We start from the raw sequence: 2136 nt of genomic DNA, 5'->3' as shown, positions 1-2136 counted from the left end.
CAGGCAAAAGAAACCATGGCATTATAAAAATCTACGCAGAAAGCCTATGTGCCGGACAGGCAACCCCCTGGCTTCGAGGGCCTCAGCCAGCGGATGAGGGCTTTTCCCCCTGGCTTCGAGGGCCTCAGCCAGCGGCTTTGGGGGCCTCTCCCGGTGGCTGAGGCACTCGAAGCCACCACCCAGAGGGAGAGGGGGCCTTGAGGATGCCAGTTTTTCCCCCACCACCTCTGGAAGAGGGAAAAAGCTTCTGAGTAACTTCAAAAGTTACTTTAATGACAAAACGCCGTAACACGGCGTGGGTTGCTTCTGAATAATTACGAAACTTTCTCCACATCAAAATTTTCAATATTCCTGTCTTTTTTAGAAAACTCCACAGCCACAAGATAAATTTCCTTACGGGAACCCTGATATTTTTCATGGTATTTTTTGTCTTTAAGCTGGGCCATGGCACTGCCCTCCCCTGCATTTTCAAGAACCTTAAATTCAAAAATGCAGCAGATATCATCATAAAACAGGCTTAAATCCATGCGGCCATGATTGGTGGCATCTTCCGTGCGGATCTCAAATCCGCAGGCGGCAAAATAGCAGTAAAAAATGCTGGCATAATAGCCCTCATATCCCGACAGCTCATTTTTTCTGTACCAGTCATGGGGGATGGAGGCAAAAAAACGGTGGAAAATATCCCTTAAATCATTAAAGGATTTTGTCTGTATGGCCCGTATCAGGCGGGTCTCGTTGGCGCTTTTGGCCACCACATCCTCCACCAGCTCGTTTAAAATCCAGCGGTTCAGGCTGCTTTTTACCTCCATGTTGGGGTAGGCAAGCTGATAGGTTCTGCGGCCCACCATCTTTTCGTCCATCCGCTCTATGGTGAGATAACCTGTCTGAAACAGAAGGGTTTCCACACGGATGCGGTCCACATCAAAGCTGTCGATCAGCTCTTCGCCAAGGTAAAGCTGCTCGATGGAAGGGATGCTGTAATGCTTTTCCATGAGAAGGGTGATGAGAAAACTGGGGGTTCCCGTTTCAAACCAGAAGGAGCGAAACTGCCTTTCACTGAAATAAAGAAGGATATCAAAGGGATTATAGACCTTTTCCCCAAGCCAGGCATAGCCGTTGTACCACTGGCGTATTCTCTCCTTATCAAGGCCTTCCAGCTGATCCGCAAACACCGTCTCAAGTTCCTTCTGGGTATAACCGCAGAGGGTGGCACAGGCCGGATTCATGGTAATATCCTGAAGGTTATTGAGTCCGCTGAAAAGGGACACCTTGGAAAACTTGCTTACCCCTGTAATAAAAACAAATTTCAGGTGAACATCCGCATCTTTTAATACGGAATAGAGGTTTTTCAGTTTTTCACGGATTTCTATGGCAAGGCTTTTATTGGCAATATTATCAAGGATGGGTTTGTCGTATTCATCTATAAGTACCACAACCTTCTGCCCATGTTTTTCATGGAGCCTTTCGATCAGCTCAAAAAATTTTCCCTTGATGGTTGGGGAATCAAGATGCTCAATGCCGTAAAGCCTGCAATTGCGGCCAAGAATTTCCATCTGGGTCAGTTCAAGCTCTTCCAGAGACCCCATGACACCGCTGCCAAAGCTTACGTGAATCACAGGGTATGCCGTGTTCCAGTCCCAGTTGTTTTCAAGGTAGAGGCCTTGAAAAAACTCTTTTTTGCCTAAAAAAGCCTGACGCAGGGTATCCACAAAAAGGCTTTTTCCAAAACGCCTTGGCCGTGAAAGAAAATAGTACTTCCCTGAATCCATGAGCGTTTTCACAAAGCAGGTCTTATCGACATAATAGTGGGGTTCCGAACGCATGGCCTCAAAACTCTGAATACCAATGGGTAATTTTTTCATGGGAATCCCCTCTTTTTCTGTTTTGATTCATACCCCGGCTGAACCACTGTTTTATGGATGCCAATGGCCTGAATGTTGTCGGGCCATGATTGAACTTGAGATTTAGATATGGGTAAAAGTGCCTGACCTGCAAATTATTTATCCTCACCGCAGCCTTGGCTTCGAGGGCCTCAACCAGCGGATTTGAGGGCTTTTCCCCCTGGCTTCGAGGGCCTCAGCCAGCGGATTTGCGGGCTTTTCCCTCTGGCTTCGAGGGCCTCAGCCAGCGGATTTG

Annotated in this window: 1 protein-coding gene; it reads right to left on the bottom strand. The window is 47.5% G+C overall.

All coding sequences use genetic code 11. From position 1 onward, the window contains the following. Positions 1-314 precede the first annotated feature (314 nt). A complete protein-coding gene (locus tag LZ24_RS12530) occupies positions 315-1862 on the bottom strand; it encodes an ATP-binding protein (RefSeq protein ID WP_144685653.1) in 1548 nt (515 codons plus the stop codon). Positions 1863-2136: the final 274 nt, after the last annotated feature.

Source organism: Desulfobotulus alkaliphilus (assembly GCF_007830435.1).
GTDB classification, from domain to species: Bacteria; Desulfobacterota; Desulfobacteria; order Desulfobacterales; family ASO4-4; genus Desulfobotulus; species Desulfobotulus alkaliphilus.
The sequence above is the reverse complement of the archived record's forward strand: the minus strand, read 5'-3'. Positions and strand labels throughout refer to the sequence as shown.

Excerpts from the sequence above, each read along its gene's own strand:
- LZ24_RS12530 (WP_144685653.1), bottom strand. The coding sequence starts at position 1,862 with ATGAAAAAATTACCCATTGGTATTCAGAGTTTTGAGGCCATGCGTTCG.